The organism is Sphingobium sp. IP1, from assembly GCF_002708645.1.
GTDB lineage: Bacteria > Pseudomonadota > Alphaproteobacteria > Sphingomonadales > Sphingomonadaceae > Sphingobium > Sphingobium yanoikuyae.
On sequence record NZ_NOIW01000046.1, the window covers coordinates 16352 to 41339 of the forward strand.

Genomic DNA, 24988 nt, shown 5'->3' on the forward strand with positions numbered 1-24988 from the left:
GGCGCCAAATTCCACGATACGAAGATTGTCGCTGGGATGCCCATGGCATTGATTTTGCCTGTTCTTGAAATCGGGTTGGAGGCGCTGATGGAGGGGCTGTTCGTTCAGAGCGAACTATGGAATCGGGGCTCATGATCTTGCTGGCCAGCCCAAGCTTCGGCTTCATCGCAGCCGGCAGCGCAAACACGCCCCTTGAGCGCATCATCCCAGATATCCGACCTAGCCGAGCAGGAAGTCGATATCGGCATCGGTCAGGCTGGTCGAGCCAGCCCTCGCCTTCTCGTCCCACAGCATGTCGGCAAGTCCCTGCTTCCTTTCCTGAAGTGCCAGGATCTTCTCCTCGATGGTGCCGGTCGCGACAAGTCGGTGCACGAAGACAGGCTTTGACTGACCGATCCGGTGGGCTCGGTCTATGGCCTGCGCCTCGACCGCCGGATTCCACCAGGGGTCGTAAAGGATTACCGTATCGGCCGTCGTGAGGTTGACGCCAGCGCCGCCCGCCTTGAGGCTGACAAGAATGATCGGTGTGCCGCCTTCCTGAAAGCGTCGGACCGGTCGCGCGCGGTCCCGGGTCGTGCCGCGCAATTGCTCGAACGTGATGCCGGCCTGGTCAAGATCGCCGGCGATGCGATCAAGCATTGCAGTGAATTGGCTGAAGATGATGATCCGGCGCCCCTCCTCGACCAGTTCGGGAACCATTTCCAGCAGACGTTCGCGTTTGGCCGAGGGCACATCATCGCCAAGGCCCGATGGCAGCAGCGCAGGATCGCAGCAAATCTGTCGCAATTTGAGCATCGCGTCGAGCAATATGATCTGTGACCGCATCAGCCCGACCCTGTCGATCTCGTCTCGCACCCGCCTGTGCATGAGGAGACGCTGACTTTCATACAGCCGCAACTGCGGAGCGGCGAGATTTATCCGCTCGGATATGATCGTCTTGGGCGGAAGATCAGCCGCCACTGCATCCTTGGTACGGCGCAGCATGAACGGTCGCATACGGCGCGTGAGCGCCGTCCGGGCGAGCGGATCGTCATGCTTCTCGATCGGCGTGCGGTAGCGCGTACGAAAATCATCATGGGTGCCAAGCAGGCCGGGATTGGTGAGGCTGGCGAGCGACCACAGGTCGGTAAGCCGGTTTTCCACCGGCGTGCCGGTCAAAGCGACGACCTGATCAGCGCGCAGCGCAGAGGCTGCCTTGAACCCGGCGGTTTTGGGATTTTTGAGCACATGCGCTTCATCAAGAATGAGCAGGGCAAGATCGCGTGCGGATAATAGCACCTTGTCGCGGGCGAGCAGCGCGTAGCTGGTCAGCACGATATCGAACTCCGCAAAGTCATCGCCATGGACCTCGCGACGGTCGGCGCCATGCCATAACAGGCAGGTCAGACCCGGCGCGAAACGCGCAATCTCCGCCTGCCAGTTGGGCAGCACGGACGTCGGCGCGACAATGAGCACGAGGCGCGGCGTACCGCTGGTCGCGCGAACGGCGAGGATATGCGCGATCGCCTGAAGCGTCTTGCCCAGCCCCATATCGTCCGCGAGAATGCCGCCCATCCCCGCTTCGCGCAGAGCCGCCAGCCATGCACAGCCAATGGCCTGATAGCTGCGCAGCTGCGCCTCAAGACCCGCAGGCGCTACGAACATTTCATGGCCAGGCGCGTTCAGGCGAGCCGCAAGGCGATGCAGCCGGTCCTTCGATGCCCATGGCATGCCGGCATTTGCCAGTTCATGCACGGTCCCCAGATCATACTGGCGCAGCCTTAAGGTGGTTGCATGGCGATCCATGAGCGCCATGCGCATGATCGTCTCGATCAGGGGCCGCACCGCACCCAGTCGAAGCGATGTGAAGCCGCCACCATCCAGAGGCAGCGCGATGCGATATTCATCGTCGCGCTCGAGAACTGCCTCGATGCCGCCCGCCAGCAGGCGGCGCAGCGCAGGCAGGACATCGATCCGACGCCCGCCCTCTATCTGCGCGGCCAGTTCGACATCGAACCAGTCGATCGCGTTGCCCTTGCCGCTGGGCAAGGATGGCCGCACAATCTCCATAGACAGCGTCTGGGAAGCCTCATCCTCGGCCTGGACAAGCATGTGCGGCCATTTGGGCGCGAATTCGACAATCCAGCCCTCATCGCGCAAAGCCCGGGCATCGTTCACGAGGAATTCGCGGAACCGCTGATCAGACCCATGGTCGTCATCGGGGAAACCATGGTCCCAGCCTTGAGGGGGCTTGGCGTCGTAACGCCCGGACAGGGCAAGAGGCGCCAACGACGTCTGCGCAAGGCGATCGACGGCAGCCTGCTCAGCGGCGATGTCGCGCATGATATGAACGATCCCGTCCGCCCCGCCTGCAATCACTTGGGTCGAGCCATGCTGGGGACCAACACGGTGCCCGCCATAGTCGAACTCGAGCCGGGCTACCTCGACGCTGTGCGTTGCCGAACGCGGCCGCCACCCCCAGCCCGGATCGGCGAGCGGCACCTTGTCGACCAGGCAGCGCAAGACCGGACGCAGGGTCAGGTCGGATAAGGCGGTCGTCAATGCCAGTTCCGGCGCAGGCATCAGGCCATGGGCAATAGAGCCCCACCGGGCTGCGAGCGCCGGGATCTCGTGGGCGCCGACCGGCGGCATGGCGAGCAGGCGCCCGACCAGCATCGGAGCACCTGCATCAATGAGCGTGAGCTTGCTCGCCGCCACTTCAAGGAGGACCGGTGGATCGCCAGCAAATATCATGTGCACTGCCGGATCATATCCCTCCCTCTCGAGCCCGACGACCTGCCGGCCATCAGCCAGCATCTCCCAGCGCAGCCTGCACTGGGCATGCTCCCGGCTCACAGTGACAGCGGAACCATCCGGGGCCTTCCAGCGCAGCAGCCCCTCAGCGCTGGCCTCCCATAGCCAGCTCCAGCCATTTGCTCCTGAAGGACTACGGTTTGCCGTGAAGTCCCCTCCGACAGCATGGGTCATGCGCGAGAGGAGGCGCCCAGCCTCCGGCCTCAGGCTCGCACGCCCCTGTTGCACGTCCCATGGATGAGCCAGTCGCCAGTGCGCATCATCAGGCCATCGCCTCCAGGCGCGGACTTCAAGCCTGTATCGCTCGGGCAGTACCGGGAGCGGACTGCCCTTGGGCGGGCGCTTGCCCTGCTTGAAGAGCGCGACGGGCTCGAGACTGAAACAGAGCTCCTCATATCGGGCTATGAGAGCCAGATCATCCACTACCGCAGCGTCGAGCCATTGGGCCAGTGGACCGGCGAGGCTGGGCGCCTGCTGGTCCCTGGCCTGGATCAACAGACGAGGTGGTTCTTGCCCTTCCCTCTCCCCATATCCCGATGCCAGCAAGGCAAAGAGAAGCGCTGCAACATGCTTGCAGCCCATCCCCACCGGGCATGAACATTCACTCGCCGGCAAACCGTCAAATTCTTCCTCATCGTCAAAGATGACCGACGCGACATAATGGTTCCCGCCGCTGCCGCGCACCAGGGCCGAGGCGACGTCATATTGCTGATCGATCCGCAGATGCGATACGCGCCCTTGCTGGAAATATCGTCTTCCAGCCTCGACCATGCGATCGGACTGGATTGCGCAAATCAGGAGGTCTTGCGTGAGCGGAGGGATCATGGGGCCGTTTTCCAATCACAGCATGCATTTGGCAAGCCAGAAGCGCGGCGCCGCCTTACCCGCGGTGATGCCCCCCGTCCTGATAGACCTTCCCCCCACCTGGCCAAGCGGATCACCAACGCCCAACACAGCGCAACCACATCCCTGCCCAAAGGAGCGCTCTCGATCACGCCTGCAACATCAGCTGCGCCCGATGCGCATACACAGCGTCCTCATTATAGAGCTCGCCGCTCGAGGCCGCCTCGGTGACAAGCCTTGCCAGGGCAAGTCGGTCATGATGCAGATACTCAAGCCGTTCGGCGAGTTGCACGCAATCGCCGCGTTCTACAAACAGCCCGCCGCCGCGTTTGGAAACCAGGTCTTGCGGATAGGCAGAGCCATAGCCGACAACAGGACAACCACATACGAGCGCCTCAATCAGGCAACGCGCTGATTCCGGCGTTTGATGGCAAAAAAGCAATAGGTCACTTTGCCGCATTCGTTCGAGTAATATCTCGCGGCGCCCCTCAAATCCGGGAAGCTCCACCAGGCTTTCAAGGCCCGAAGCAGCAACACGCGCGCGCATAGCGGCCAGCTCTGGGCCATCGCCGATCCAGGAGGCCCTGAACGGAACATCGCGCTGATGCAGTAATTCGAGCGCATCAAGCCATTGCATCGGCCCCTTCATGCCAGCCGCACGTCCGACATAGACGATCTTCAGTGGCGGCTGTGCCAGAATATGCGCAATTTTCCTCGAAAGAGCCGCCAGGCCGATCTGCTCGGCAATATCTGTATGCGTATCATAAGTGCAGTGCGGCGCGGGCGCATCAGCCGCATAATATTCGTAAGTGTCCCCCCCCTGGAGCAGCGCGACTTGGCTTTTGCGCAACAGGTAGCGCAGCGCTCCTTGCGTAAAGGGGAACATGCACTCCGCGACCATCCGCTTGACCGGTGCATCTGCCAATTTGTTGCGAATGATGAATGGCTCGACGCGATCGATCCATGCCGCATAGGAACGCTGCTGCCTGATCGCCTCAAAAGCTGCGACTGCGGGCCAGTCCCCAATCACGCTACCCAAGGTGAAGCAAAGATGCCGGTGCGCTGCAATGGCTTGCCGCAGTTCCCTGCGCCCTGCCACCATATGTCGGAGCATCCGCGCACCATCATAAGCCCATGGCATTGCAAACAGCTGCGCGCGCCCATCAGGCACGATCTGCGACAGCTCCACCCAATATGTGCTGCTATCGCTTGTCTGCGGATCCCGTTCGAGAATGCCATAGAAGCTGATCCGGTCGAAATATCGGCACCATTGCCTGATTCCGCGCGCAGTCTGGTCATCGATCATGAGCCCGCGCGGGCCGATGCGGAGCGGCACATGCGTAACCAGCAACAAAGAAGCACCCGACCTCAACGAAAGACAATCGTCGTGGCGCAAATCTTCAAGTGAATCCACGTCGGTCCAAACCGCCTGTTTCTTAAAGAAGAGCATACATGCAAATTAGACAGGATGGCTGCAAGAAAAAGCGACACGCGGGTCTATCCGCACCCCGGCAAGGCGACATCCTCAGATCAAAGCGGCCTCACATGAAAATGATCCCGACACCATAGCATGCAGCGACTCACGCCTTGGTGCCAGGACCACCCAAACCGGCATTCATCTCAATGCGGACAAGCATGCAAGAAGCCGGACATCTCAGCCATCCACCCCACCCGAACGAAGTCACAACATCCGAGCAGGCTTTTCATGTCACATCCGGAACGACATAACAACATCAAATTTATAAGATCGCATAATATATGAAATTTTACTATATTATTACATCAAAATGCACGCCAAATTCACAACATGGGGTCAGATCCGGCTGAGGGCGACATGACACTCTAAGGCGATCGGTCCGATGTATGGGCGAGAGCGTTGACGGCATCGGGATTGCCCATGATGGCGCGTGATCCGTCACGCGCCCATCCGAGAAAGTTGCTGTCGATCACCTCAAGCAGTTCATCCAGGTCCTGGCGCGAAAATCCGCCCTTGTAGCCGGGCTCGTCGACATAGCAGGGCGAGGGACACACCATGATGAGGGAGGCGAAGCGATCCGGCTGCTCGATCGCGGCAAGCATACCCATCATCCCCGCGCCCGAATGACCCGCAACGATGACGTCGGAAAGGTCGAGTGCGTCCAGAACCTCCAGAATGTCGCGCTTGTAACCGTGCAGGCTGCCATATTTTTCTGGATCGAAGGCGGAAAGGTCCGACTGGCCCGCGCCGACATGATCGAAGGCGACCGTCCGGTACTCGGTCGAAAAGGCGGGAATGACGTCCTTCCAGGCCTGTTGGTCGCACCCGAAGCCATGGGCAAATACAATCGTGCGACGGCCGCTGCCAGAGACGGTCACATTGTTTCGCTGAAGGACGCTCATTCGTTCCGCACCAACTCCGTCCGCTATTTCCGGTGGCTTACATCTTCGTACATGCGCGGCGCGGGTGCAAGAACTTGCAAGCCTTGGCCGCCGCGACGGGTCTGGTCCGCGGACGAATGGTTGACCTGTGCAACCCATCCCCTATAGCGGGCACGCGGATCGCCGGTACAGGATTGGGCGTTTCCTTCCCCTGGGGGTATTTGCATGCAATCTGCTGGCCACAATGCCCGATCCTGAAGCCTTGCGAGGCAGCCGCGCAGAACCTGATCATCTGGATTGTCTGGTGATCGGAGGTGGGCCTGCGGGCCTCACGGCGGCAATCTATCTCGCCCGCTTCCATTTGCGGGTCGCGATCGCCGACGCTGGCGCCAGCCGGGCCGGCCTCATCCCCCTCACCCGTAATCACGCCGGCTTTCCCGAGGGTATTGCCGGGGCGGACCTCCTTGCTCGCATGCGCGAGCAGGCTCTTCGCTATGGCGCGACGCTCGCCCAGACCTCGATCGCGCGGCTGGAGCGGGCCGGAGACGATTTCGTGGCCCATGGCGAAACGAACGCGTTCAGGAGCCGGACCGTGCTGCTGGCCACCGGCGTTTCGAACCATCGGCCCCCAATGGATGAGGCGATGCACGCCCGGGCGCTCGAGCAGGGATTGCTGCGTTACTGTCCGATCTGCGACGGCTTTGAAGTGACCGATCGGCGCGTCTGCGTTCTGGGGACTGGCGAGCGCGGGGTGAAAGAGGCGATCTTCCTGCGCAGCTATTCACGCGACCTGTCTCTGATTGCGCCGGCCGGCGCGCATGATCTATCCGACGAGCAGAGAATGGCGCTGCGGGATGCCGGGATCGCGGTCGTGGACGGGCCCTGCACGAGCTTCGCGCTCGGCGAGAACGCCATCGAGGTCGCGACGCCCGCCGGCACGCAGACTTTCGCTAGCCTCTATCCTGCCCTCGGCTCGACGATTCATTCCGAGCTGGCGGTCGATCTCGGCGCCAAGGCAACGGACGATGGCTGCCTGGTCGTAGACAGCCACCAGCGCACCAGCGTGCCGGGCCTTTATGCGGCCGGCGACGTCGTCCTGGGGCTCGATCAGATCAGCCATGCGATGGGCGAAGGGGGAGTCTCAGCGACCACCATTCGCAACGACCTTGCGGAGCGCTCGCCGCTTCGCCGATAACCCCTGACCGCTCATTGAGGGGGCGGGCCCCTTTTAGCCGTCCTTGCCGCCCGAAATGACCGTGAACGGTGGCCCCTCGAGGCCGCAATTGCGGATCGCCTCCACGAACCCTGCCGTCATGGATCCCTCATAGCCCGGGACGAGATGGCCGCATTCCTCAACCAGGTCGCCAAGGCTCTCGGGACTATGGCGGCCCGACAGGAGCGCATCGCGGGCAAAGGCGCCCTGCAGCCGGATGAGATCGCGCTTGAGGTTCTGGACCGTCGTGGCCAAAGCGTCGAGATCTTCCTGGGCCATGCACCGCTATAGCGCTTTACCGAAGCATTCGACAGCGTAATAGCATTGCTCTCGTCCGAGCCGCAGCCGTCGGGGCGGGGAACACCGCAATGAAGAACGAGCATGTCGATACCGACCTTGGGCAGTACCATGCTGCCAAGGCTCTGCTCGCGCTCGCTCAGGCTGAAGACCGTGCCGCCGCTGCTGCTGCTTCGCCCGGTGAGCGCGCGCGTCATGCCGCGGCCTGCTGGATGGCGCTTCAGGAAATGTGGCGCCTCCTCTTCAGCCTGCCTGCCAAAGAGACGCTTCACTGACCAGATATCGAGCGGGACCCCTGCAGACTTTTCTCGCCTCGGATTGCGGCGAGAAGCCGCGGGACGGGGGCCGTCGTCAGGGGAGCAAGCGGACCGAGCTTTCGTGGAAGGAGAGCCAGCGCGCCCGCAGCGTTTCCGCGCTGGAACCGGTGCCCGCCATTCCGGCATAGCCCGCGCCGCGGTCGCGGCCAGGAACAGAAATGTCTTCATGCCGGCTTTTCTTCCGCCGAAACCGTGCCGCGCAGCGCAACGATATGATCGCGTAGCGGCGCGTAGAGCGGCCAGTCGAAGGATATTCCCGCCTCGCCACCGCCGACCCAGCGCACTGTCGCGGGAATACCGTCCAGGCCTTACAGGCGAAGGGTTATCATCTGTGCGGGAGCGACCCGCTGACCGTGGTCACCAGGCAGCAGCTGCCCCGCGACAGGTTGGAGACGTGCCCGGCGATCTTGCTGCGGGATGTTCGGCAGACGGCCGTGGCCGCAATCGCCTCGCGCGGAAACTGTCTTTCATCGCTCTTGCCGGCCGCCCGGTTCACGTATCGCCCCCGCACGGCCTGTTTGCGCCAGCTGTGTAAAGGATCGGTGAAGGGCGCCTTTCCCGCGCAGAATTGGCCTTGCCAGGCGGTCAGGGCGCGGCGGCGACTTCGACAGTCTGGTTGTTCAGGACAGCGCGGCCGTAAGCGGTGAGGAACGCGACGTCAGCTGCATCCCGGCCCACGCCGATCTTGGCCATTGCGGCTTCCTGCGCCATGCCGGTCGCATCGATCAAATGCCATTCGCCGCCCAGAAACACCTCCGCCACCGCGTGAAAATCCTGGGGCTCGACGCCGAGCGCATAGACGCTGGCGATACGCGCCGGGATACCCGCGGCCCGCACCAGGGTGATCAGAACATGGGCATAGTCGCGGCAGATACCCTGCCGGCGAATGAAGGTGTCGGCGGCGGTCGTGTCCGACGTACTGGCGCCCGGCACATAGCTGAGGTGGCCATGGACCCAATCGCGCATGGCAATGATTTTCTGGCCGCCCTCCAGACTATCGAATTCAGCGCAGACGAAGGAGTGGAACTGGTCCGAAGGACAATAGCGGGAGGGCATCAGATATTGTACGGTTTCGCCCGGCAACTGGTTGGGCGGGATCGCTGGCAGCGCCAGGCAATCGTCGAGGATTCGGTTGATCGAAACCGTCGCATGGTAGTCGACGCGCAGTTCGCTGCCGACCCGCACCCAGATCCGCATATCGTGCGCGGCGACACGCGCGAAATGATCCGTCTCCTACAGGTCGATGTGCGCTTCCTCGATCGATTGCTCGGGGATCGCCGCGGCTTCGAGCTGCAGGAGGACGTCTGTCGGCCGGTCGAACCGATAGTCGAGCTGGGCATGAATGGCGATCTTCATCAGGATCCTTCGCGTAGCAAGGCGCAGCCCTGCACGACGCGCGGGATGGCTCTCACGAAACACGCCCTTGCTTCCTACGTTCCTGCCGGCGCACCGCGCCGGTCGCGAAAATGTCGCCCCTTCGTTTCCGGTGCGCTGCCCCTATCTCTGGGGCCATGTTGAAAAGCTTGATGGTAGCGGCCCGGGACCGGGAGCGTCTTGGTGAGGTCACCGGGGTCCTGGCGCGCTATGGCCTCGACACGGCGATCGACCGGTTCGGGCTGGGCGCCAAAGATCTTCTTGCGGGCGAGGCAGCGGCGCTGCCCGCACGCACGCGCCTGGCGCTGGAGGAATTGGGTCCCACCTTCGTCAAGCTCGGGCAAATTCTCGCCACGCGCAGCGATCTTCTCCCTCCCGACTGGATCACCGAACTGGAGCGGCTTCACAGCCAGGCGGCGACGCTTCCGTTCGAAATGGTGCGGCCCGCCATCAAGGAGGCTTTGGGAGAACCTGTCAGCAAGGCGTTCGCCGCGTTCGATCCCGAGCCGCTTGCCGCCGCTTCGATGGCGCAGGTCCACCTCGCTCACCTGCACGATGGTCGCGCCATCGTCCTCAAGGTCCGGCGGCCCGGCATCCGTCCCCGCATGGAAGCGGATCTGCGCCTCATCGCCCAGTTCGCGGCGGTACTCGAGCGGGCCAGTGCGGAAATCCGGCGCTTTGCGCCCACCGCGCTCGTCCAACAGCTCGCTTCCGCAATCCTGGAGGAACTCGACTTCACCAACGAGGCCCGCAATGCCGACCGCTTGCGCGCCGACCTCGTCGGCAACGCGCAGGTCGTCATTCCCGGAATCCACTGGGAATGGACGTCGGAAACGCTCCTCGCCATGGACTATGTCGAAGGGGTCGCGCCGCGCTCGGCAGAGACGCTCGTCCAGGCGGACATCGATCCCCACGCGATCGCATCGCTCGGCGCTCAGGTCGTGCTCGACATGGTCCTTCTCACCGGCCGGTTCCATGCCGATCCCCACCCCGGCAATCTCCTGTGCTTGCCCGGAAACCGCCTCGCCTTGCTGGATCTAGGCCTCATCGGCCATGTCAGCCCCCGGCGCCGGGAAGAGCTTTTGCGCTTCGTCCAGGCCATCAATATCGGGGATCCGCAGGCCCTGGCGGAGACGCTCGCCCTGTGGTCCGCCGGTGAGAGCCCGCCTCGCGAGCGGCTCCTTCTGGCGGCCGAACAGCTTGTCGCCCGCCATGGCGGCACGCGCCTGGTGCTCGCCACCCTGGTCAACGATTTCTTCGCGCTCATGCGAGAGGAGCGGCTGACCGTCCCGCCCGACCTGCTCCTCATCTTCAAGGCACTGGTGACGATCGATGGCGTCCTCGCCAACATCGCCCCCGGCTTCGACCTGACCCTTGCCCTGCGACAGGCTGCAGTGCGCATCGTTGCCTCGCGGCTCGATCCCGCTGCCTGGACCCCGGTACTCCAAGGTCTGCTGCGCGAGATTACAAGGATCGGGCAGGATGGCCCGCGGCTGCTGAGGCTGATCATCGAGCGGCTGGAGCGCGATCAATTCATCCCTCCGCAGCGTGGGGGCACGGAGATCGCCGCGGCCGGGCGGTGGATCGCGGGCGCCATTGTCGCGGGATCCCTCGTCCTCGCGGCCGCTCTGGTGCTTTTCTAAGGCGCCCCTGATGGAGGCTCGCCGCTTCGCGGCTGCCTTTTCAGGCGGCCGAGAGGCGGTCTTCGATCACGCGGAGCAATTCGCGATGGTCGGCCGGCTTCGAGAGAAAGACAGCATCGTCGGGCAACGCACCCTGCTCAGGCCGAACGGCGCCTGAGGAAACGATAAGAGCGATGGGAGGATAGGCATCGCGAATATAGCGCGCCAGGCGCAAGCCATCCATCGATCCGGGCATCTGGATATCGGTGACGACGATCCGGATCGAGGGCAGCGCCTGCAGGACCTCAAGAGCCTCGGCGGCGTTGGAAGCCTCCTCGATCGCATAGCCCTCGCCCTCCAGGAGATCGACAAGGATCATCCGGAGCCGGCTCGTCATCGACAACCAGAACATGTTGCCTATCGGCCATCATGCAATCCTCGGTAATACAGCAACACATATGCCCCGTTTCCCTATGAACGGCGGCAGGGGGCCATGGTTCACAGACAAGGCGGCAAAAGCGCAGAATTCTTTCTGATTTTCGACGAACCGTGACGCTTGCGCCCGCGCCTATGGACGGGTATCCTCGACGGCGGCGATCACTGGATCGCGTGGCCCGTCAGGAAAGCCTCGGCGCAACGTATCTGTTTGACGACCTCGTCCAGGGACAAGCCAAGCCGTGTCGCCACCGTTCCGACGGCCAGTCCATTATGGCGATGCAGGCAGTAGACGCGGCTGGTGAGATGCGGGAGCAAGCTGATCAGGTCCCAATCATCGGGCGCAACCTGGGACTGTCTCGGCTGCGGCATGAGGCGGTCGATCGCGATCTGGACGTGCATCGCCGCATCCTCGTTGACGCCGTCCACCAGGGCCAGCGCGCGCTCCAGCAGGCGCGGCGCTTCGTCGACCCTGCATTCCCGGTCGGCCTCGTCCATGGCCCGCTCCCTTCTTTTCTGTTTCTGGCTCCGTGCTTCCTGTGTCCACGCCGTCAGCCGAGCTGGGCCGCATGGCGGGCTTCTGCGAGATCAAGCTCCCGAATGAGCTTGCGCGCAAGCTCGCTGCCGAGTTCCCGTTTGCGGACCATGCGAAAGATCTGGCTCCGTTCCGCTTTGAGCGCGGCGATGCGCAGGCGCCGTTCGATCGCCTCCCCTCGCCGCATCTCGGCATTTTCCTCGCGTGTCCCCACCCGGCTTTCGATCCGCTCGCGGTAACCGTCCATGATCCGCGCGGCAGCGGACACATAAAGATCGGCATCCGCGCGGCCCTCGGCCAGTTCGTGCTGGACCTCCTCGATCCGGGCAATGGCCGCTTCGGCTGCCTTGACGCGCGCGGCATCTTCGGCGCTCTGCTGGTCATGCTCGGGCGGCACGAGCAGGCCCCGCAGCAGGACGGGAAGGCCAAGGCTCGCGACGAGCAGCGAGACTATGATGACCCCCATCGCCAGGAAAATGGCGAGGTCGCGCCCCGGGAAGGGCGACCCATCGCTGAGCACGAGCGGGAGCGTGAGCACGCCCGCAAGCGTGATAGCGCCGCGCACGCCGGCAAAGGACATCGCTGCGACTATGCGCCAGTTCGGGGTCGATTGTCCGTCGCCCTGCCGGAAGAAACTCAAGCGGAACGACAGCCAGACCCAAAGGAAGCGCAAGGCGGCCAGTCCAAGATTGATCGCAAGCACATAAACGCCCAGCCACCAGGGTTCATGATGACCGGTGAGGCGCACCGTCGCCGCCGCGCCCGCGAGGATGGCCGGCAGCTGTTCACCGAGCAGCACGAAGATGACGCCATTGGCGGTGAACTGGATGACATCCCACACCGTGTTGCGGCGAATGCGCGTCGAGGCGGCAAGTTCGCCGCTCCCCTCGACGAAGCCCATCGTAAGGCCTGCGGCCACCGCGGCCAGGATGCCCGAACAGCTCCATGCGAGACTAGCCTTGCACCCCTCAGAGGCTCATGCCTCGATCATGTAAGTACCATCTATCTACAGAGGCTGTGAATATAGAGATTTGATGTTTTATACATCAGCCGGGGGCGCGCGAGCCCAAGAATGCGTTACGGCCCGGACCCACTCTGAAGCGGAACCGGGCCGTACATCTAACCTTGGCTTAAGCGGCCGGCTGGACGCGCCCGAACCGTGCCTTCAGATCGGGCCGCTGCCGCGCAGCAGGACCCGGCCAAGCCTTTCAGAAAAGGCTCGCGGATCGAGCGGCAGTTCCCCGTCGGCGATGCGGGCCTCGTCGAACAGTAGATGCGCTGCATCCTCGCGCAAGTCGGCCTGCTCTGCACCTACCGCGCTGAGCCTGGTGACGAGGGCGTGCCGGGGATTGATCTCGAGGACCGGCTTGCTCACCTGCGCAAGCTGCCCCGCGCCCGCCAGCAGCCGCTCCATCTGCCGGTCCATGCCATGTTCGGGCGCTACCAGGCACACAGGGCTGTCGGTCAGCCGTTCCGACGCGCGGACATCGGATACGACATCGCCCAGCGTCGCCTTGACGAAGTCGATGAAGCCGGCGACCTCGTCCGACGTTTCCGCCGGCGGTTGCTCGCCATCGGCAAGGGGTATGAGACCCAGATCCGACATGCCCTGTGTCACCGATTTGAACGGCTTGCCTTCGAAATCCGGCGCTCCGGTCACCCAGAAACCGTCGATCTGGTCGGTCAGCAGGAGCACTTCGATGCCGCGCGCGCGGAAGCCTTCGAGCTGGGGCGAGGAGGCGAGCCGCTCGATGTCGGAACCCACCGCATAGTAGATGGCGGTCTGGTTCTCTTTCAGATCGGCAGCATAGTCCTTGAGCGAACGCCATTCATTGTTCGACGTGCTGGTCTTGAAGCGGGCGAGCCCCAGCAGCGTCTCGCGCCGAGCGTAATCCTCGTAGAGACCCTCCTTTAGGACGGACCCGAAATTCTCCCAGATCTTGAGATACTTGTCGCCATCGCTGTTCGAGAGCTTTTCCAGTTCGCTCAACACGCGGTTGGACACACCCTTCTGGATGGCGGCCAGAACCGGGCTCTCCTGGATCATCTCGCGCGAAACGTTGAGCGGCAGGTCCTGCGAGTCGACCAGTCCGCGCACAAAGCGCAGGTAGCGAGGCAGGATCTGCGCCTCGCCCGTGATGAACACCCGGCGGACATAGAGCTTCATCCGCCCCGCCCGATCTGGGTCGAACAGGTCGAAGGGTCGCATCTCAGGCACGAAAGCGAGCACATTATATTCGTGCACGCCCTCGGCGCGGTAGTGCAGCGTCAGTGCGGGGGTGTCGAACTGTCCGGCGTTGGTCCTATAGAAGTCGGTATAGTCTTCCTCGCTGATCTCGGACTTGGGCCGCGCCCAAAGCGCCGCGCCATCGGCAATCTGCGCCGGCTCCGCATCGGGCTTGTCCTTGAGGACGATCGGCACCGGGACATGGCCCGACTGCGCCTTGATCTTGGGCTCCACGCTGAAGCGCCGGGTATAGTCGGCCGCATCTTCCTTGAGATGAAGAATGACGCGCGTTCCGCGCGCCGGAGCCTCGGCCGGATCAGCATCCCCGATCGAGTAGGTGCCCAAACCATCCGACGTCCACAGGCCAGCACCATCCTCACCAGCACGGCGCGATAGCACATCGACCTTGTCCGCAACCATGAAGGCGGAATAGAAGCCGACGCCGAACTGGCCGATGAGCTGGCCGCCCTCGCCATCCTTTTTGGCGGCGATCTGTTCCATGAAGGCTTTGGTGCCCGAACGGGCGATCGTGCCGAGCGCCTCGGCCATTTCGGCCTGGGTCATGCCAATGCCATTGTCCTCGATGGTCAACTGGCGCGCATCGGGATCGAGCGTAATCGTGATCCGCGGCTGAGGGTCGTCACCCAGCAGTGCCGGCGCCGCTATCGCTTCGTAGCGCAGCTTTTCGCAGGCGTCGGCGGCATTGGACACCAGTTCGCGAAGGAAGACATCCTTGTCCGAATAGACGGAGTGCACCATCAGGTGCAGCAGCTTGGCGACATCGGCCTCAAAGGACCGCGTGTCGGGGGAAGCGTCGGTAATCGTGCTCATCGCTATATTTCGCTCTCCTTGGAATGGCGGGCGAAATCTGGTTGGCACGGCCCGGTTTTTCAACCCGGGGGAACCGGCGTGATGGCGGGCACGACCCCAGTGACACACGAGTTCGGCGGGATGATGAGCCCCCACCCGCCGCGGGGGCCCAGGCAGGCAGCGCGTTGCTTGTCCCTGCAATGGTTGGCCGTGACGCTCGGCGCTGCCGATTCAGTGGATGGGTACTGCTTGGCGCTGCCAAGGCGGACCTGCCGCTTGCGCAGTAAGCCTGCCCGCAGCCCACAGCTAGTCGTCAGCCGCAACGCTATCCTTCCCTGAGGGCCGGTCGTAAATGGGAGGCGGTACGCGCCAGGCGCCTTTGTGATCCATCTCAATCGGCAAGTCGCATCGCTCGCAGAACGCTTTGTACTGGCCCTGCTTGTCGCGCGCTATGGAAGCGGATGACGGCTTATGCCGACCCAGAAGACAACGCACATACATGGTCCACGTCTAACGCGATCGACGGGACATTAGTAGCACCCGCGAGTCCATTCCCAACGCACCAACCGATGTACTTGTCATGCCCCCTTCAGCGGAATGGCGGAACCGACGTTCTCGGCTCCGCCGTCCATTCGTCAGGCCGCCGAGCTTTGGGCGCGACCGCGATCCATGGCCGTCAGTCGATCCTTAGCGGCGAGCTTGAGCTTTTTGAGACGGGCGACCAGAAGCTGGTCGGGTACAGGCCGCCGCAGTTCCTGCTCGATCTCTGCCTCCAGACGGGCGTGCTCCTCGCGCAGATGGTTCAGATAATGGTCGGACATCGTCTTCTCCATGCCAGGTTGTGACTATGTGCGCTTTCTCGCGCACAGCCTGAGAATAGGTGCGCGTCCTGTCCTTTTCCAGTCATTCCCGAGGCCTTTGGCGACATCAGCATGGCTTGGTCTGGCACCCCAGCAATCGTACAGCAACACGCCGCCTGGGCGTCAAAGCACCACCATCGTCTCAGCAAAGATTTGGAAAATCTCCCATGGATCGTTTCTTCACCGCCATCGCCACACGTTCTGCCACGATCATGGGCCAGCCGCTGGCCTTCATTATCTCGACGCTGTTCATCGTTCTCTGGGCCATCAGTGGACCATTCCTCCATTATTCGGACACCTGGCAGCTCATCGTGAACACCGCGACCACCGTCCTGACCTTTCTTGCCGTCTTCCTCATTCAGAACAGCCAGAACCGTGACGGAGCCGCAATGCAGGCAAAGCTCGACGAGATCATCCGCGCGCTCGACAAGGCGCGCGTCGAATTTGTGGGCATAGAACATCTGACCGACGCCCAGATCGCCAAGATCCGGGAAGCTCTTGAGAACGATATCCGCAGCGAAGCAGACGACGACAAGGATCGGACCGTCACCCGCACCGTGGAAACTCTGCTCAAGCGCTACTGACGAGCGCACAGCGCCCGTTCGGAGCGCTGGCGCCTCATGATGCGCAGGTCAGGGCGTCCACCAGACACCCGGTTCGTGAAGCTGGCTGGCGTTAGAGGCCCTTGGCCATATTGAGGTGCGCAGTGACGATCGGTACGAGCTCGGACGCGAAAGCCTTGAGGGGCGCAACGTCCCCGCTTGCCGCATAGGCCTTGAGCGCATCCAATGTCTTCTGGTGGCCATCGGCCTGGAGGCGCGCATAGGCATGATCAAACTCGGCGCCCGACTTGGTTTGCAGATCGGCGAGCTCCTGCTGCTGGGCCGGGGTCAACGCCGCATCAGGCGCGATCGCCGGCGTCGCGGCCGCGGCCGCCGTTTTGAGCTTGGCAGTCGAGTCCGTGTGGGCCTTGATCATCTGCTCGGCGAAGGACTTGATCTTTGCGGACTGCGCCTTGCTCGCCGCGAGTTTCGACGTCTCGATCTCGAAAGCGTCGCTTGCTGCCGCCGTGTTTGCAAAGGCCTGTCCCGGGCTCAGGACCGCAGGTGCCGGCGCGGCAGGTTCGGCCGCCGAGGTCGCTGCCGTGTTCTCGACAGGCTCGGCCTTCTTGCCGCAAGCGGAAAGGCAAAGCGCGGCGGCCGAAAGAGATACCAAAAGAAGCGGTTTCATGAATAACTCCCCATTCGAGCAGGACGCCTGCTCAACGCGGGCCAGGCTTCATCGTTCCAGCGGTGGACCTTTTCGAACGCGGGACGTTACACCCCTGCCCGCCCGCAGCGCGGCAAGAGACCCAAGGAGACGAGACGATGAGCATCTTCGGCAACATCCTGAGCAAGATCTTCCACCCGAACGCGGCCAAGGCCGCGCCCGCGAGTCCTGCGCCCTCCGCCGCGCCTGCCGCGCCAAGTCCCGCCCCAGCGCCCACGACAACTGCTCCGGCTCCCGCCGCCGCTGCACCGGCGCAAACATCGGTCAACGTCGGGCCCGTCCTGGAGGCTATGGCCGCAATGAAGGACGATCATGGCGGCAACTACAAGAACTCGATCGTCGATCTTCTGAAGCTTCTCGATCTCGATTCCAGTCTCACCGCCCGAAAGGAGCTGGCCGAGGAACTCGGGGTGAATGCCGGCGAACCCGGTTCAGCCGAACAGAATATCGCGCTTCACCGCGCCGTCATAGACAAGCTTGCCGAAAATGGCGGCATCGTCCCCGACGACATGCGCAATTAGGCGGTTGCGCACTGCGGCTGTTCCGACGGAGCAGCCGCAGTGCCGCAACGACGATCCAGTGAGTGACGACGGCTGCGGAGGCGTGCAGGCCGGGCAGGCGGGGCAGGCCAGATAAAGCTTGGCGCGCCTACAAGGGAGGCATATTGCCGACCCCATGACAAACACACGCAACATTCTTGTCGTTGAGGACGAACCGCTCATCGCCATGATGCTCGAGGATTTCATCGACATGATGGGTCATCGGATCGGCGCGGCCGTAGGAAGCGTCGCCGACGCGCTCGCCGAGATCCAAGCGCAGAGCTTTGACCTCGCCATCCTCGACCTCAACCTGGGCAAGGAAACCTCCTGGCCGGTCGCCGACGCGCTTCAGGATCGCGGCATCCCGTTCGTCCTTGCCACGGGTGGCAACCTCCAGGCGCCGTCCGAGCGCCATGCCGGCGCCCGGACCCTGACCAAGCCCTATACTTACGAGAACGTACAGGCTTCCATCGACGCGCTCGCGGGCGTCTGACAAGGCGTATGTGCAGCGTCAGGCAGCCGTTGCGCCCGCTGCCTGCCCTGGCTTCAAAACGATCTTCGTGTAGCTGTCCTGCTCGTCGTGGAATTTCTGATAGCCGAGTGGCCCATCCTCGAGCGCCATGCGGTGGCTGATAAGGAAGGTTGAATCGATCTTGTCCTCCGCGATCGCGGCATAGAGAGGCTGCAGATAGCGCTGCACATGCGTCTGGCCGGTCTTGAGGGTCAGGCCCTTCTCCATCAGTGCGCCCAAGGGGAACTTGTCGACGAAGCCGCCATAGACGGCGGGCATCGAGACACGCCCGCCCTTGCGGGTCGCCAGGATCACCTGCCGGATGGCGTGGATGCGATCGGTCCCCAGGAAGGTGGAAGCCTTGATCTGGTCAATGACATTGTCGGCAAAGGCGCCGTGCGCCTCAAGGCCCACGCAATCGATCGCCGCGTCGGGGCCGATCCCGCCCGTCATCTCCATCAGCGCCTCATAGACCTTGCTATCCTCGAAATTGACAGTCTCGGCACCGAATTTGCGCGCAAGTTCGAGGCGGCGGGGGAAATGATCAATCGCGATGACCCGCTCGGCGCCCATCAGGAAAGCCGACTGCACCGCGAACAGGCCCACCGGACCGCAGCCCCAGACCGCCACTGTGTCGCCTGGCTCGATCTCGGCATTCTCCGCCGCCATCCAGCCCGTCGGAAGGATGTCCGAGAGGAACAGCACCTTGTCGTCCGGGATGCTTTCGTCGGGAATGACGAGCGGGCCGACATCAGAGAAGGGCACGCGGACATATTCGGCCTGCCCGCCGGCATAGCCTCCGGTCATGTGGCTGTAGCCGAACAGGCCGGGCATCGGATGGCCATAGCCCTCGCGCCCGATATCCTGGTTGTCGGCCGGGTTCGCATTCTCGCAGGCCGAATATTGCGTCTTCGAACAGTGGTAGCAGCTGCCGCACGAGATGGTGAACGGCACGACGACGCGCTGTCCGGTCTTGAGGCTGCTCTTGGGCCCGACCTCGACCACTTCGCCCATGAACTCGTGGCCGAGAATGTCGCCCTTCTGCATCGTCGGGATATAGCCGTCATAAAGATGCAGGTCCGACCCGCAGATCGCGGTGGAGGTCACGCGGATGATCGCATCGCGCGGATTGACGATCGCGGGATCGTCGACCGTGTCGCAGCGTACGTCGTGCTTGCCGTGCCAGGTGATCGCCTTCATCGCACTTACTTTCCTTCTTCTGCGAGGATGCGCGGATTGCGCGCGTTCGTGGCGATTTCGCCGGTTTCCATAAGCTGCTTGAACCGGCGCAGGTCGCGCCGCGTCTGGATCCTCGGCTCGCGCTGGAAGAGCTTGGCGACCAGTTCGCCGATCACGCCGCCGGGCGGATCATAGGCGATCACGGCGCGCACGACGGTGCCGCGCTGCCCCGCATCGCGAAACTCGATCCGGCCGCTATTGGCGACGTCGGCGCCCTCGGCAGACTGCCAGGTTATCTCCTCGCCCGGCACATCCTTGGTGATGACCGACTCCCAGGACACTTCGCGGCCCGCCGGCGCCTTCACGGTCCAGCGCGACCGATCGCGGTCGATCGGCTCGATCGAGACGATATTGTCCATGAACGAAACCAGGTTCGTGGGATCGCGCCAGAAATCATAGAGCTCGCGCGCTGGTCGGTTGATGGTCACCGCCTCGGCCAGCAGCTTGCGATCGGGATCGGCGGTTTTCGACGCGGTGACGGGGGCGTCATCCTGTCCGGCGGTGCGGCTGCGCGTTTCAGAATCTGTCATGGCTGCGGATACTCCTTGGTTCGGGAACGTCATCGCGGAGCGGGGGTTCCGATCTGTGCCAGGATCACGGACCTCCGAAACGACCGATCGGACGCCGGGCAAAGCGATAGGAGTGCAAGCTGGAAGACGCCGCCGGATGGATCGCCCCGATCGCCACGATGATCGCCGCCATGATGACAGCCGCCAATCTTGGTGCTCGCGTGACTGGCTGGGGCTTCGTCGTCTTCACGCTAGGCTCGATCTGTTGGTCACTTGTCGGGTTCTCGACCGGGCAGACAAATCTGCTGGCGACCAACGGCTTCCTGACGCTGGTCAACCTGATCGGCATCTGGCGCTGGCTCGGCCGGCAGCGCGCCTATGAAGATGGCGGCCAATCCGCCAGCGAAGCGAGCCGCCGCTCGGCTCTGCCCACCCTGTTTACCGCCACCGGGATCACCGGGCTCCCCGTCACGGCATCGGATGGCGAGGTGGTCGGCACCGTGGTCGAGGCCCTTGTGACCTGCGCGGACGGCGCCGTGAGCTACGTGGTCACACGCTCAGGCGGCGTGGGCGGCATCGGCGAGACGCTGCGCGCGGTCGCACGCAGCGACCTCGACTTTGGCTGCGAGGGCTTCACCCTGCATCATGAGAGGACATGGTTCGAGGCGCTACCTGGGCTCGCCGATGGCGACTGGCCCGCGGCGCCAGAGGCGGCGGCCGCGACGCCGGCACGCAGCTAGACGGTCAAGTAGTCACAGCGTCGAGGTTCGACCCTCGGTGGTCACCATGACTTGCTGAACAAGGAGAGAGGCGGCAGACTTGCAGGAGGGGGCGACGATCATGCAGGACGGCTTTGCGCGGACTTCCGCGCCCGAATTTCTTTCCATATCCCTGGACAACGCGCTTCCGCCGCTGCCCGGCGAGAAGCCTGAGCGGATCGCCTCGGATCTTGGGCGCGGCCTGTGATCGTTGATGGCGCGCGCCGGCCGCAATGTGTTGCCCGGGCCAGTCCACAGAAGCGAACTTGGCCTTATGGACGAGCTCGATGCGCTGGTGGAGGCTGCCGGCCAGGTGGTTCTCACCAGTGGCCACCGCCTGAGCGAACTCCTCTGGACCCGCAGCGGCCCCTACTGGAATGGGGCACTCGCCCGCACGCTCATCCTGCAGCAGGCGCGCCAAGGCTTTCTTCTGCTACTCGCCCAGTCGGTAACGCCGCGCGCCGTCCTTTTCGGCCATGCCTCGCCGCTGGTCGTCGAGCGCGGCATCGAGGGTGATCTGGAGCTCCCAGGTCCGCATCTCGTGCTGCTCGTCTGTACCGTCGATCCCACAGGCAAGGCGGTGGCACGGCGCGGTTATGCGCAGGCCATCAAGAGCGCGCGCTGCTTCATGCCTGTGGGATCGGCCTTCGAGCGGGACGCGCTCGAGGCGCTCATCGCGCTCCGCGAAAAGCTCGACTGTCATGGTGTGGAGTGCACGATCATGCGCGACCTTGGCGAGGAGGGCTTCGCTCGTGAATGGCAGGTCGGTCTGCGCCGTGAGGCGACGACAATCGGCCAGCTGCGGATCGTGCTTCCCGGCGACGTGGGGATCGCGGAGGATGGGGAGATGGGGGCTGCGATGGCCGGGAACGGTGCCTTTGCCCTGACGCCGGCAAATTTCGAGGATGGGCGCTTCGTCGCCTGGCTTGAGCGGGAAATCGGCAAAAACGGCAGGGCGAACGGCGGATGACGCGGACGGGTCTGCCTGGATAACCACGAACTGGAGAGCCGGTAGGTGGGGCTCGCAGCGCTGACACGCCGCGAGCCGCTTGAGCCCCCGCTCTGTTCCCTTTGACACATAGAGGGGCGCGGTTAGCAATGACCTAAAGGCGGAGCATCCGGGCGGCGCATATTCTGACAGACGTGATTATTCGCCCGACGACGAAAGATGACGTCGCGAACCGTCGATGAGGGCGCGGCCGGGTAACATAGCTTGGCCTTAGGGGGAAGCGCGCCGGCCTTTGCATCAAAGCCTAGCCTGCCGCTGCCAAATAGAATGGCCGCCGAGCGGGTGGATCACGAAAGCCTTGGGCCGAGCCGCTCGATGATCATCGCGATCCCTTGCCCGCCGCCGATGCACATGGTCACGAGGGCGTAGCGGCCGCCGGTGCGGGTCAACTCGTAGAGCACCTTCAACGTCAACATGGCTCCGGTCGCGCCCACCCGATGGCCAAGACCAATCCCTTTTGTGACCACGCGATTTGTCGCTGATGCTCCACGACACGCCGAATTGTATCGCGGTGCGGTCCTGTCCTTTTAACACGCGTTCCACAGTCTTCCGCGCTCTTTCCGCCGACTTTCCCACTGCGCGCGAACCAGGCGCGTCACCGGCGTGCCTTTGGCGATAATCCCCATCTTGGTCGCGCCTATTGGCGGGCGGCGACTGGCCAACCAAAGCCGGCGCTTGCCCAAGCGATAGTAGCGCTGGCGGAGGCGGCTCCCACGCCGGGTCACCCTGCCCCGCCCGGCAGGTTCTGCTCGCTGCATGGCCTCGAGCGCGCGGCGCAGGCCATGGACCTGGTCGAGCAGGTGGAGAACGATCTCGATACCCTCGTCGTTGATCCCGAAATCGCCTTCCAACTGATGAATGAGCCGTGCTCTGGCGGCATCCATCTCCGAGAGCTGCAACGTGCCGGGGTGCTCGGCGACCAGCCATTCGCGCTCGATCCAGGTCGTCAGAACCTGCCGTGCGATACCCGTGCGCTGCACGAAGTCGTCCAGGTCGATCATCGGCTTGCCTCCCGCGGATTATGTGCCCTGCCCGCCTCCCAGTTTTTCACAAAGGCTTCGAGCTCCGGATCGGTCGGCTTGGGCAGTACGATCTTCAGCCTGACCAGTTCGTCGCCGCGGCCGCCGCCTGCGCGCGGGGCCCCCTGCCCCTTCAGGCGCAATGTGCTGCCGCTGTTCGAACCGGCCGGCACTGTCATCGACACCTGACCCGTCGGTGTCGCGACCTGGATCTTGCCGCCAAGTACCGCTTCGCTCAGCGAGATCGGAACCTCGAGAACGAGATCATCGCCTTCTCGCGCAAATCGCGGATCGGGCAGAACATCGAGCATGATATAGGCGTCACCGGGGCCGCCGCTGCCAAAGCCCATCCCGCCCTTGCCCTTGAGGCGCAATGTCTGGCCATCGACGATCCCGGCGGGAATCTTGACGTCGAGCGTACCACCGCCCGGCAGGGTCAGTCGCTGTTCGCCGCCCGTGATCGCCTGCGCCAAGGTCAGACCCAGGCGGAACTGGAGATCCTCGCCGCGCCGATTGGGCTGCGCTCTCCCACGTTGCCGGAACAAGTCGGCGAACAGGTCCTCGTCGAAATCCGCAAAGCCGCCGCTGTTGGCATATCGGCCGTAATCATTGCTGGCATAGTCCCGGTAATAGCCCTGCGGCGGTCGCTCGGCGCCGGTCTCGTCGATCTCGCCGGCGTCAAAGCGACGCCGCTTTTCGGGATCGCGAAGGAGATCATAGGCTCCCGCGACGGCTTTGAACTTGTCTTCAGCCGTCCGGTCGCCAGGATTGAGATCGGGATGGAGGGTCTTGGCGAGTTTTCGGTAGGCCTTCTGAATTTCATCCGCCGAGGCTGTCGGCGATACCCCCAAGACCTCATAAGGACTGCTCAACGTGGTGCCCTCGCTCCTGTATCATTGGCCCAGCGCGTCATAGCCGCGCTCATCCAATTTTGTTGCGGTCGGGACAAAAACAAGATTTCGGTCGGGGCTGGCTGCACGATTTTCTTCTGGCTCCGTCCCGCCGTCAGGGCCGCCGGCAAATGAGCGCTGACACTCAGTCTAATCTCTAATCTGCATCAACCGAAGCAGCGAGCCGCCACCAGGACAACGGCCAGAACCGCGAACGACAGGACGAGACTGCTAAGGACGTAGCCTATCGCTGCCGCCTGTTCGCCGCGTTCCCAGAGACTGTACGCGTGAAGGCTGAACGTCGACCAGGTGGTGAAGCCGCCGATGAGGCCGATGGTCAGGAAGACCCGCAGCTCATGGCTGGTCCCCGAGCGCATCGAAAGCACTACGATGACCAACCCCATCAGCGCTGAGCCGAAGACATTCATGGCCAGGGTTCCAGAGGGAAAGCTCGGTCCGAGCAGTCGAAGCGATACAAGACCTACGAGATGGCGTAGCGCGCCACCTATCCCTGAACCCACGAACACGATGAAGAACAAACGCATGATTCCTCCTTCGCCAGATGGCGCCGGTAGGAATCATCGTCCCTTGCGAGGGCGGTTCGGCGATGTGCCAGGCAGGAATCCATTGCCTTCCGCGACATTTAGCGGGCGATATATGTGATCAACAATTGCCGAAACGACGCGGCCGGCGGCGCCTGGCCGAGCCTCCGGTCGGCCCGGGGATAAGGAGCAGCCGCCAAGTGGCGGGGACACTGCGACTATGGCTGCGCGTATCCAACCGTTGCTTGCGCCACCAGGCGATCCTCGCGCCCCTGCCAGATCCGCACGTCGATCGTTGATAGCCTGCGCCCGAGTTTGAGCAGCCGGGCATCGGCATGGATCGCCTCGAACTGGCAGGCCCGCAAGAAAGAGATCGAAAGGTTATGTGTTACTGCCATAGGTTCAGGACCATAATGGGCGGCAATCGCAGCATACGCCGCAATGTCGGCCAGCGCCATCAACGAAGGGCCTGATACGATCCCTCCAGGCCGCGCCATCGCCGCAGTCGGCTCGAGCAGCATCCGGACACGCCCCGGAGCGATCTCCACGAGCGAACCTAAATTGGCGCGCGCTTCGAGCGGAAAGGCGGCGTCGAGAAACGCATTGAGGCCGTCAAAATCCAGGCGCGGTTCGGGAAGATCATTGTTCATGTCGACCGCTCTTATCGCAGGAAACCTGTTCTGATAACCGAAAGGAAAATCAAGCCGATCAGGCCTATCTACCTCTTCGCTGCCCATACCCGGGCTGGCGGGCCCTAACCCAACCGAGGCGCGCTGCCTCTACCGCTCGTGACCAGGCCGGACGACGCCGCCGAGCGGCCTTCAGGCCTGTCCAAATCACGGCGCGCGAGCTTCATGGCAACGACCACGCCCGCCGCGAACAGCGCGCCCTCAACGAACGCAGAGGCCGCCTCGGCCACCGGACCAAGACCTTGCTCGCTCAACAGGCCGCCGATCTGCGCAAGGCCCATCCGCGATTGCGGGAATGTCTGGACGAGTTGCTCGAAACTCCCGGCCATG

26 protein-coding genes and 3 pseudogenes are annotated in these 24988 nt (G+C 63.3%); 9 read left to right on the forward strand and 20 right to left on the reverse strand.

The genetic code is table 11. The features are described from left to right. Positions 1 to 219: 219 nt before the first annotated feature. The 3 genes from CG471_RS16295 to CG471_RS16305 form a co-directional block, all read right to left on the reverse strand. Complete coding sequence (locus CG471_RS16295; RefSeq protein WP_143560234.1) at positions 220 to 3618, reverse strand: DEAD/DEAH box helicase; 3399 nt, start codon at positions 3616 to 3618, stop codon at positions 220 to 222. 166 nt (positions 3619 to 3784) lie between these two features. Beyond that, positions 3785 to 5086 carry a glycosyltransferase gene (locus CG471_RS16300; protein ID WP_099232508.1) on the reverse strand — a complete coding sequence of 434 codons (1302 nt, stop codon included), beginning with the start codon at positions 5084 to 5086 and terminating at the stop codon, positions 3785 to 3787. Between the two features lie 392 nt (positions 5087 to 5478). Further along, positions 5479 to 6015, reverse strand: coding sequence for an alpha/beta fold hydrolase (locus tag CG471_RS16305; RefSeq protein WP_234831553.1), 537 nt, complete (start codon positions 6013 to 6015; stop codon positions 5479 to 5481). 223 nt (positions 6016 to 6238) lie between these two features. Between CG471_RS16305 and CG471_RS16310 the strand changes: the two genes are divergently transcribed. Then, positions 6239 to 7189: an NAD(P)/FAD-dependent oxidoreductase gene (locus CG471_RS16310; protein WP_099232509.1), complete on the forward strand. Its 951-nt coding sequence runs from the start codon at positions 6239 to 6241 to the stop codon at positions 7187 to 7189. A 33-nt stretch (positions 7190 to 7222) separates the two neighbouring features. Here the strand turns inward: CG471_RS16310 and CG471_RS16315 are convergent, their stop codons facing one another. After that, positions 7223 to 7486: a hypothetical protein gene (locus CG471_RS16315; protein ID WP_099232510.1), complete on the reverse strand. Its 264-nt coding sequence runs from the start codon at positions 7484 to 7486 to the stop codon at positions 7223 to 7225. Positions 7487 to 7575: 89 nt separating this feature from the next. Between CG471_RS16315 and CG471_RS16320 the strand changes: the two genes are divergently transcribed. Next, a complete protein-coding gene (locus tag CG471_RS16320) occupies positions 7576 to 7779 on the forward strand; it encodes a hypothetical protein (RefSeq protein ID WP_099232511.1) in 204 nt (67 codons plus the stop codon). A gap of 627 nt (positions 7780 to 8406) precedes the next feature. Here CG471_RS16320 and CG471_RS16325 read toward each other — a convergent pair. Then, positions 8407 to 9018: a transglutaminase family protein gene (locus CG471_RS16325; protein WP_306552756.1), complete on the reverse strand. Its 612-nt coding sequence runs from the start codon at positions 9016 to 9018 to the stop codon at positions 8407 to 8409. Positions 9019 to 9054: 36 nt separating this feature from the next. Continuing rightward, positions 9055 to 9177 carry a hypothetical protein gene (locus CG471_RS31710; protein ID WP_306552757.1) on the reverse strand — a complete coding sequence of 41 codons (123 nt, stop codon included), beginning with the start codon at positions 9175 to 9177 and terminating at the stop codon, positions 9055 to 9057. Positions 9178 to 9332: 155 nt separating this feature from the next. Between CG471_RS31710 and CG471_RS16330 the strand changes: the two genes are divergently transcribed. Continuing rightward, the gene (locus tag CG471_RS16330) at positions 9333 to 10838 is read left to right on the forward strand and encodes an AarF/ABC1/UbiB kinase family protein (RefSeq protein WP_099232512.1); all 1506 of its coding nucleotides are present in this window, start codon (positions 9333 to 9335) and stop codon (positions 10836 to 10838) included. 40 nt (positions 10839 to 10878) lie between these two features. Here the strand turns inward: CG471_RS16330 and CG471_RS16335 are convergent, their stop codons facing one another. The 5 genes and pseudogenes from CG471_RS16335 to CG471_RS16355 all read right to left on the reverse strand — a co-directional run bounded on the left by CG471_RS16335 (position 10879) and on the right by CG471_RS16355 (position 15645). Beyond that, positions 10879 to 11214: a response regulator gene (locus tag CG471_RS16335; RefSeq protein WP_257211573.1), complete on the reverse strand. Its 336-nt coding sequence runs from the start codon at positions 11212 to 11214 to the stop codon at positions 10879 to 10881. 200 nt (positions 11215 to 11414) lie between these two features. Beyond that, on the reverse strand, positions 11415 to 11750 hold the full coding sequence (locus CG471_RS16340; RefSeq protein WP_099232513.1) for a hypothetical protein: 336 nt from the start codon (positions 11748 to 11750) through the stop codon (positions 11415 to 11417). 53 nt (positions 11751 to 11803) lie between these two features. Next, positions 11804 to 12727: pseudogene (locus CG471_RS16345) on the reverse strand (cation:proton antiporter); the annotation flags it as partial. Positions 12728 to 12952: 225 nt separating this feature from the next. Beyond that, the gene (htpG, locus tag CG471_RS16350) at positions 12953 to 14845 is read right to left on the reverse strand and encodes a molecular chaperone HtpG (protein ID WP_099232514.1); all 1893 of its coding nucleotides are present in this window, start codon (positions 14843 to 14845) and stop codon (positions 12953 to 12955) included. Positions 14846 to 15459: 614 nt separating this feature from the next. After that, complete coding sequence (locus tag CG471_RS16355) at positions 15460 to 15645, reverse strand: YdcH family protein (protein ID WP_037520926.1); 186 nt, start codon at positions 15643 to 15645, stop codon at positions 15460 to 15462. A 206-nt stretch (positions 15646 to 15851) separates the two neighbouring features. Here CG471_RS16355 and CG471_RS16360 point away from each other — a divergent pair, with 206 nt between their 5' ends. Continuing rightward, complete coding sequence (locus tag CG471_RS16360; protein ID WP_099232515.1) at positions 15852 to 16268, forward strand: low affinity iron permease family protein; 417 nt, start codon at positions 15852 to 15854, stop codon at positions 16266 to 16268. 91 nt (positions 16269 to 16359) lie between these two features. On the opposite strand, the gene CG471_RS16365 is transcribed toward CG471_RS16360, so the two are convergent. Next, positions 16360 to 16914, reverse strand: coding sequence for a DUF4142 domain-containing protein (locus tag CG471_RS16365; protein WP_099232516.1), 555 nt, complete (start codon positions 16912 to 16914; stop codon positions 16360 to 16362). A 137-nt stretch (positions 16915 to 17051) separates the two neighbouring features. Between CG471_RS16365 and CG471_RS16370 the strand changes: the two genes are divergently transcribed. Together CG471_RS16370 and CG471_RS16375 are read left to right on the forward strand one after the other, a co-directional pair. Next, a complete protein-coding gene (locus tag CG471_RS16370) occupies positions 17052 to 17474 on the forward strand; it encodes a DUF3597 family protein (RefSeq protein ID WP_099232517.1) in 423 nt (140 codons plus the stop codon). A gap of 118 nt (positions 17475 to 17592) precedes the next feature. Next, positions 17593 to 17985, forward strand: a complete 393-nt coding sequence (locus tag CG471_RS16375) for a response regulator (protein ID WP_306552759.1) — start codon at positions 17593 to 17595, stop codon at positions 17983 to 17985. An 18-nt stretch (positions 17986 to 18003) separates the two neighbouring features. Here the strand turns inward: CG471_RS16375 and CG471_RS16380 are convergent, their stop codons facing one another. Together CG471_RS16380 and CG471_RS16385 are read right to left on the reverse strand one after the other, a co-directional pair. After that, positions 18004 to 19203 carry a zinc-dependent alcohol dehydrogenase gene (locus tag CG471_RS16380; RefSeq protein ID WP_099232519.1) on the reverse strand — a complete coding sequence of 400 codons (1200 nt, stop codon included), beginning with the start codon at positions 19201 to 19203 and terminating at the stop codon, positions 18004 to 18006. A gap of 5 nt (positions 19204 to 19208) precedes the next feature. After that, positions 19209 to 19772, reverse strand: coding sequence for an SRPBCC family protein (locus CG471_RS16385; RefSeq protein WP_099232520.1), 564 nt, complete (start codon positions 19770 to 19772; stop codon positions 19209 to 19211). A 158-nt stretch (positions 19773 to 19930) separates the two neighbouring features. Between CG471_RS16385 and CG471_RS16390 the strand changes: the two genes are divergently transcribed. The 3 genes from CG471_RS16390 to CG471_RS16395 all read left to right on the forward strand — a co-directional run bounded on the left by CG471_RS16390 (position 19931) and on the right by CG471_RS16395 (position 21479). Continuing rightward, entirely contained in the window at positions 19931 to 20491 is a 561-nt protein-coding gene (locus CG471_RS16390) for a PRC-barrel domain-containing protein (RefSeq protein WP_099232521.1), read from the forward strand. A gap of 100 nt (positions 20492 to 20591) precedes the next feature. Beyond that, the gene (locus CG471_RS31380; protein ID WP_257211574.1) at positions 20592 to 20717 is read left to right on the forward strand and encodes a hypothetical protein; all 126 of its coding nucleotides are present in this window, start codon (positions 20592 to 20594) and stop codon (positions 20715 to 20717) included. 66 nt (positions 20718 to 20783) lie between these two features. Further along, positions 20784 to 21479 (forward strand): hypothetical protein, encoded by a 696-nt coding sequence (locus tag CG471_RS16395; protein WP_257211575.1) that lies wholly within the window; start codon positions 20784 to 20786, stop codon positions 21477 to 21479. A gap of 326 nt (positions 21480 to 21805) precedes the next feature. Here the strand turns inward: CG471_RS16395 and CG471_RS16400 are convergent. The 6 genes and pseudogenes from CG471_RS16400 to CG471_RS16425 all read right to left on the reverse strand — a co-directional run. Further along, positions 21806 to 21973 (reverse strand): annotated as a pseudogene (locus CG471_RS16400) (acetyl-CoA C-acyltransferase); the annotation flags it as partial. Positions 21974 to 22045: 72 nt separating this feature from the next. Next, complete coding sequence (locus tag CG471_RS16405) at positions 22046 to 22519, reverse strand: chaperone modulator CbpM (protein ID WP_257211576.1); 474 nt, start codon at positions 22517 to 22519, stop codon at positions 22046 to 22048. Then, complete coding sequence (locus CG471_RS16410) at positions 22516 to 23409, reverse strand: DnaJ C-terminal domain-containing protein (RefSeq protein ID WP_099232522.1); 894 nt, start codon at positions 23407 to 23409, stop codon at positions 22516 to 22518. The genes CG471_RS16405 and CG471_RS16410 overlap by 4 nt, the downstream gene beginning before the upstream one ends. A 185-nt stretch (positions 23410 to 23594) precedes the next feature. Next, positions 23595 to 23972: a CrcB family protein gene (locus tag CG471_RS16415; RefSeq protein ID WP_099232523.1), complete on the reverse strand. Its 378-nt coding sequence runs from the start codon at positions 23970 to 23972 to the stop codon at positions 23595 to 23597. Positions 23973 to 24187: 215 nt separating this feature from the next. Further along, complete coding sequence (locus CG471_RS16420; protein WP_036529323.1) at positions 24188 to 24619, reverse strand: PaaI family thioesterase; 432 nt, start codon at positions 24617 to 24619, stop codon at positions 24188 to 24190. 104 nt (positions 24620 to 24723) lie between these two features. Further along, positions 24724 to 24988 (reverse strand): annotated as a pseudogene (locus CG471_RS16425) (transcriptional regulator); the annotation flags it as partial.